The following is a 5,336-nucleotide window of genomic DNA, read 5'->3' on the forward strand; positions in this document are numbered from 1 at the left end:
CCCTGTGAAATCAGCACGTCGACTTGACGAAGCTTGGCGACAATCTCTTCCGGTTTGTGTCTCTTCCCTGCCATCCTTCTGTCCTCCGGCCGGTGCGAAAACCATACTTCATGGAGGACCACTTTTCAGGGGGCAGACCATTCGGCCACGTGAACCAGCGCTCGGCGACACGCTCGTGCGCCAGCGGAGTCCAAACGCTGACGGCGCCGATGAACAGCAGCAGCACCCCGGCCAGGTTACGCGCCAGCAGATTCATGCGCAACTGTAGTAGCCCTTCGGTCTTCATGACGAGCTCATTCTGTAGACGAGAGATCCGATGAAATTCGCCAGAGTGGTTCCGTTCGTGCTCTGTTTTGCACTCGGCGCCTGCGACAGCATTCCGCCGGCCGGACCGAGCATGACGGTTGTCGCGGGGCCGAAGGTCACGGAACAGAAATTTGCCGGCGACGTAGTCGCATGTCGGGAGCGCGCCCAGGCCGCAGCGGGAACAGCGGCCAATGCCGCGGGTCAGCTCGATCGGCAAAGTCGATATGACGCGGTCTATTCCGATTGTATGCTGGAGCGCGCCTATACCATCTCCCAACCCGTCGCCCGCTAGAATTGCGGGCCGCGACCTTGGGTTTGCGGACTTGTTGCGCCGCTGCCGCTCAGCTGGTCAAAGAGCCATTCCTCGTCGTCGTCGTGGCAGAATAGGGCGTCGAATGGCCACGCCTCTGCAATTTCCTCCAGCGGGCCCGCCCATACGACCAAGCCATCTTCGACGGCAACAACTTCCCCGGACGTGCCGTGATGCGATGCAGAAATACGGATATTGGCCATAGCGCGCTTTAATGAGTCAAACGACGCCGTGCGACGACATAAAACGGTAGCATAGCTACAGGCTTGGTTGATCATGGACTTTCTGAGCTTCACCCCCGCCCGGCCGCCGTTCTCCGGGATGAACTCGACGCCCGCCTACTGAACGATGCCTTTCTTGAGGCGCACGCCCGCTCCGCTTCCGTTTTCCGGAATGAACTCCACGCCAGAGGCTTCGAGGGCGGCGCGGATTGCAGCAACATTGTTCGCCATTCCAGCGGCCGGTCCTTCGCTCGCCTCCATCCGTTTGACCGTGGGAACAGAGATATTTGCGCCGAAACGCTGTGGTTCGATCGGCTCTACTTTTACGGCTGTGACCGACTGACCGATCCACGTCAGCATTGGCCCGGACGATTCGCGGGCGATGGTCGCGATGCTGCCGTCGAAGACTGGTCGACGCACGCCGCGCAACATCAATCGCGATTGGCTGAAGAATTTCAAACGCAATGCGACGGGCGTCTGAGGACGCCTCCCAAACGGGCGCAGCGCCGTCCGCCGGTTCAAAAAACGTCTTGGCCGATGCGGACGAACGGCGGCGGCGGAACGAGGCAGTCGAACCTCAAAAGATCGAGCGCGCCGGCCAATGACCCGAAATTCTCGCGCAGCACGCGCAGCATAAGCGTATCGACCTCGAGCGCGAACGATTCCGTCTCGCCGGTCTCCCGATGCCGCCGGTCGAGCGTCTTCTCGCCGTCGACGTAGGGCGCGATCGTCGCAAACAGTGCTTTGACGGCGGAAGGCGATGCCCAGAGATAGACGCCCTCGCTGTCGATCTGCGCCTGATCGCGGTCGACGGCGGGCTCGCCGTCATATTTGGGAAACCAATAGCGATGCTCATATTTGAGCCATTTAGGAAGCTCATCAACCCGTAAAAAGCCCAAGCTCGTAAGGCCACGCAGCGATTGAGTATTGGTTGCCGCGACGCACGCCAAAATGCAATGCCGCTGCGGCGTCTCGGAGACCAGCGCGTCGACGAGGATCGCCGCCAGCCGGACAAAGATGAAGACCTGCTGCAGCGACAGGACATTGACGTCAAAGCCGCCCAGCGGATGGCGGACGACCGAGGCCGCCAGCTCATAGATGGCGATATCGTCCGCGCGATCGGCGTTCTTCGAATCGCAACCTTCGATCCAGTGTTCATAGGCGGTCAGGGCGCGAATGCCCGCCTCGTCGACGTAGGCGCCGAAATAGCCACGCGCGCCGCCTTCAGGCGGATATTCCGCCGCCAGACTGGGTTGCGCCACGCATTCCCTGGCAATCAAAAAGGAGAAATTGCAATGCCCTTGTTCAAAAACGATATCGCCTCCAAAATTGCTGAAAGCAACAATGTCCTGCCCAACGGCGTCGATTCCGCGCCGCCAATGGTCGAAGCCTATGCGCATGCGCTGGAAAGGCAGCTCGCGGCGTCGAACGCCTGGCAGACGCTGATGCATGAGCATATCGAGGCTGGCTCGTCCTGGTCGGCGGTGCTGCATTGCGCCGAAGCGAGCGGGCTGCCGGCCGACCAGCTGAGGCAATGCGTCGGCGCGCCGCCTTCGACGTTGAGCCGATGGTTCAACGGCCTGGCGCAGCACGCCAGCATGCTCAGGTCCCGGCTCGAAAGCGAACTGACCTCCGCCGTATCCGAATGGATCGCGCAGGTGACGACGCGATGTGAGCAAGCCCGGTCGCTAAGCTATCATCTCAATTCTAGCCAACGCCTCTGCGGCTGAACGCGACGTCGGCCGGACGGCCGGCGCCGCCCAAGCGCCTCACATGCCGCCCATGCCGGCGGCGCGACAGTCGGGTACGAGCGACGCTCGCCGCAACGCGTGCAGCGGAAGCGCCGCGCGACCGCGGCGAGGCGAGGCGCGCGGCGTCGGCGATCGCATGAATTCCGTCGTCTACTGGCTTTTCACGGCTCATTTTGCGGTCGCTGGACACACAGTCGACATTTCGCGCCATCTCTCCAGGCCGGCGGAGTGCGCCATCGCGATCGCTGAGCTCAAGCGCAAGCTCGACCCGGTGCACCAGCAGGCGCATTCTGTGACTGGCGCTTGCTCAGCCGTCGCGCGGGTGTGAAAATGGCCGGCAGTTGGTACTGCCGGCCATCTCTTAGGTGCGCCTCACCTCTGACCGACGAAAGTCAGCGGTAAAGCATATTCGTATCTGGAAGGGTTACCCACCTCCACGTTCGGCAAAACCGAACTCCCCGAATATGCGTGATTCGGCCATTTCGTGTCGATTCGACTGGTTTTTCATGATTTTTCGATTGAATTTCGCAGCATAAAAAACTGACGCAATTTCAAATTGTTAGATATTTATGATGGGCCGTAACGTGCAAAACTTGGGTAGTTTTGCACGTTACTCCTTAGACTCTTCCGGGCGCTCCAGAGGTATCGATAACATGCCATTATCGTTACCTTGCCCGGATCGGCTGATTAGCTCAGGTCGTGGCGAGGCGGTTGTCGTCGTCGACGAGAATGAGTTTTGTGGGCAGTTCGTTATTCCAACGCCATAGAACTATGTTGATGGCGTTGTTCGATGAGCCGCGAGCGAAGCTGCGGATAACCAGACCTGCGTATCCTTCGTCGATGAGGCGTCGGGCAAATTTTTGCGTCTGCGATTCGCCGAAACTGATCATTTCATCGCGCCAGGTGGTTGTAGCGATGCCGTCTGGCGTCATGTCGAATGCTGAGAGAGCCGTGTCGTCGCGCGTGTCGAAAACGGGATGAATATCGGCGCGATAGGCGACAAGCGTCGTTGGCTGCAACGTTCCCACCTGATTTGCTTCGCGCAAGGCCGTCATCGGGGATTGGGAGGCATAGAGAGCGGGAACGCCCTTGGGATTGAAGCGGCCTCCATAGAGTTCAGCGCCGCGGCCTGACAGCGGATCGCGGGCATAAATGGGATTGAGCGCGCGGTAGAGCAGGCCGGAGTAACGCTTGGTCGAGATCAAGCGTAGACTCCGGCATCGACCGCATCGATATAGTCGAGCACGTCGGCTGCGCGAGATGCGCGAACCAGTTGCATCGCGGTTTGCCCCGAGAATCCAGGGAGCGGTTCGGAGCGATACCAGGCATAGGCCATCAGGTCGGATCCAAAACGAGGCTCGATCTTGTTGATGATTTCAACCATTTCGCGCAGCCGCTTTTGGGTCTTTTGCGACGTAATGCGGTCTTTGCGCTGGACGGCGTCCTTGCCGAGACCGGCGGTGCGCGCGATTTCGTCGCGGGTCGTCATGAGTGCGTGAGCAATCTTGGCGGGCGCGAAGAATCCTTTTTCAGCGTAGCGGGCAATGTTCATGGATAGGTAGCCTCGCATTGTGCGTGAAAATTCTGACGCAATATAGCGTCATAATTTATGTATGGCAAGGTTGTGGTTGGCGTTTGCGCGACGCGGAGGACCGTGAGCGAGCAGGCCGTCGATGTTGCGAGGCGAGGGGCAATGATTGCCCCTTTCGCAAGCATTAAATTCGCCGCGTCAGTATACAGCGCGCGGAAAGGGGCAATGATTGCCCCTTTGTGAAGTTAAAATAAGTGTCTAGCGGTCTTAAGGGGCAATCATTGCCCCTTTTGAAATGCGAATAAGTACCTGGAGGTTTTCGCGTGGTTTAAAGTGGCAATGATTGCCCGTTGCGCTAGGGTTTTCGAGCTGCGCGTATAAACGGAAATCTTCGCTGGTCTGGACATTTTCACTTTTCAGTCGCCGAATTTTGTGGATTGCTGGAGCGGCAATCGCGAGGAAGGTCAATGGCGACGGTCAATAAGCGCGAATGGACAAACAAGGACGGATCGAAATCATCGTCCTGGCGCGTCCAGTACAAAGACGACAGCGGCCGCTGGCGGCGAAAAGATTTCGAGCGACAGGCCGAGGCCAAGAAATTTGCCGACACGATCGCGTCGAAAGTCCAGTCCGGCGAGCATGTCTCGGCCGGCGCGACGTTCACGGTCGCCGAGATCGCCCGGCGCTATGTCGACGCGATCGAATCGGGCAAGGACGGCAAAGCCAAGACTGAGCCGCATCATGTCCTGACGACGCGCGGTCAAGTCGAAAATCACATTATTCCGCATATCGGCGGCCTGACTCTGGCAGGCCTGAAAAAATCCCGTGTCCAGACGTTCCGCGATATCCATCTGAAGGACGAAACGGAAAACACGCGCAAGGTTGTCGTAAAACTGCTCTCCGCGATCTGCCGTTTCGCCATCTCGAAAGAGCTTATGGGGGTTAATCCGGCTGCCGGCGAAATCCCTAAAAAGTCGAAGCGCGGGCAAAAGCGGGTAACGATTCCGTCGAAAGAGGACATCAATAAGCTTTTGACGACAGCCAAATCGTGGATGGCTACGCCGCCTATGGCTCAAGCTGTTGATTTCCGTTTGGAACTGACCCGGGATTTTCACTGAGAAGTGACCCGCCTTTTTATGTTCCTGCGGTCAGGTTTTGGTCAAGGCATTGGCTTTCTCCTTTCGTCCTTTTGCGGTTGCGGCGCTGGCCTTGAAGCG

The 5,336-nt window shown here is 58.6% G+C and carries 9 protein-coding genes; 3 read left to right on the forward strand and 6 right to left on the reverse strand.

The genetic code is table 11. The features are described from left to right. Window positions 1-10 precede the first annotated feature (10 nt). Window positions 11-286: a hypothetical protein gene (locus tag QZ409_RS03490; RefSeq protein ID WP_296707181.1), complete on the reverse strand. Its 276-nt coding sequence runs from the start codon at window positions 284-286 to the stop codon at window positions 11-13. Window positions 287-316: 30 nt separating this feature from the next. On the opposite strand from QZ409_RS03490, the gene QZ409_RS03495 reads away from it, so the two are divergent. Further along, window positions 317-598 carry a hypothetical protein gene (locus tag QZ409_RS03495; protein WP_296707167.1) on the forward strand — a complete coding sequence of 94 codons (282 nt, stop codon included), beginning with the start codon at window positions 317-319 and terminating at the stop codon, window positions 596-598. Here QZ409_RS03495 and QZ409_RS03500 read toward each other — a convergent pair. The 3 genes from QZ409_RS03500 to QZ409_RS03510 all read right to left on the reverse strand — a co-directional run bounded on the left by QZ409_RS03500 (window position 595) and on the right by QZ409_RS03510 (window position 2,099). Continuing rightward, a complete protein-coding gene (locus tag QZ409_RS03500) occupies window positions 595-894 on the reverse strand; it encodes a hypothetical protein (protein ID WP_296707168.1) in 300 nt (99 codons plus the stop codon). The two genes, QZ409_RS03495 and QZ409_RS03500, sit on opposite strands and share 4 nt — an antisense overlap. Window positions 895-954: 60 nt before the next feature. Further along, the gene (locus QZ409_RS03505) at window positions 955-1,197 is read right to left on the reverse strand and encodes a hypothetical protein (RefSeq protein WP_342394822.1); all 243 of its coding nucleotides are present in this window, start codon (window positions 1,195-1,197) and stop codon (window positions 955-957) included. A gap of 158 nt (window positions 1,198-1,355) precedes the next feature. Continuing rightward, entirely contained in the window at window positions 1,356-2,099 is a 744-nt protein-coding gene (locus QZ409_RS03510; protein WP_296707172.1) for a hypothetical protein, read from the reverse strand. Window positions 2,100-2,132: 33 nt separating this feature from the next. On the opposite strand from QZ409_RS03510, the gene QZ409_RS03515 reads away from it, so the two are divergent. Further along, window positions 2,133-2,567, forward strand: coding sequence for an antitoxin Xre-like helix-turn-helix domain-containing protein (locus QZ409_RS03515; RefSeq protein WP_296707174.1), 435 nt, complete (start codon window positions 2,133-2,135; stop codon window positions 2,565-2,567). Between the two features lie 713 nt (window positions 2,568-3,280). On the opposite strand, the gene QZ409_RS03520 is transcribed toward QZ409_RS03515, so the two are convergent. Both QZ409_RS03520 and QZ409_RS03525 read right to left on the reverse strand, forming a co-directional pair. Further along, window positions 3,281-3,793, reverse strand: coding sequence for an RES domain-containing protein (locus tag QZ409_RS03520; RefSeq protein WP_296707176.1), 513 nt, complete (start codon window positions 3,791-3,793; stop codon window positions 3,281-3,283). Beyond that, entirely contained in the window at window positions 3,790-4,140 is a 351-nt protein-coding gene (locus tag QZ409_RS03525) for an MbcA/ParS/Xre antitoxin family protein (RefSeq protein ID WP_296707178.1), read from the reverse strand. Before QZ409_RS03525 ends, QZ409_RS03520 begins: the two co-directional genes overlap by 4 nt. A gap of 416 nt (window positions 4,141-4,556) precedes the next feature. Here QZ409_RS03525 and QZ409_RS03530 point away from each other — a divergent pair, with 416 nt between their 5' ends. Then, on the forward strand, window positions 4,557-5,237 hold the full coding sequence (locus QZ409_RS03530; protein ID WP_296707180.1) for a hypothetical protein: 681 nt from the start codon (window positions 4,557-4,559) through the stop codon (window positions 5,235-5,237). Window positions 5,238-5,336 lie beyond the last annotated feature (99 nt).

The sequence above is a fragment of the Rhodoblastus sp. genome, from assembly GCF_019449565.1.
In the GTDB taxonomy this organism is placed as follows: Bacteria; Pseudomonadota; Alphaproteobacteria; order Rhizobiales; family Beijerinckiaceae; genus Rhodoblastus.

Excerpts from the sequence above, each read along its gene's own strand:
- QZ409_RS03525 (WP_296707178.1), bottom strand. The coding sequence starts at position 4,140 with ATGAACATTGCCCGCTACGCTGAAAAAGGATTCTTCGCGCCCGCCAAG.
- QZ409_RS03495 (WP_296707167.1), top strand. The coding sequence starts at position 317 with ATGAAATTCGCCAGAGTGGTTCCGTTCGTGCTCTGTTTTGCACTCGGC.
- QZ409_RS03515 (WP_296707174.1), top strand. The coding sequence starts at position 2,133 with ATGCCCTTGTTCAAAAACGATATCGCCTCCAAAATTGCTGAAAGCAAC.
- QZ409_RS03500 (WP_296707168.1), bottom strand. The coding sequence starts at position 894 with ATGATCAACCAAGCCTGTAGCTATGCTACCGTTTTATGTCGTCGCACG.
- QZ409_RS03505 (WP_342394822.1), bottom strand. The coding sequence starts at position 1,197 with ATGCTGACGTGGATCGGTCAGTCGGTCACAGCCGTAAAAGTAGAGCCG.
- QZ409_RS03490 (WP_296707181.1), bottom strand. The coding sequence starts at position 286 with ATGAAGACCGAAGGGCTACTACAGTTGCGCATGAATCTGCTGGCGCGT.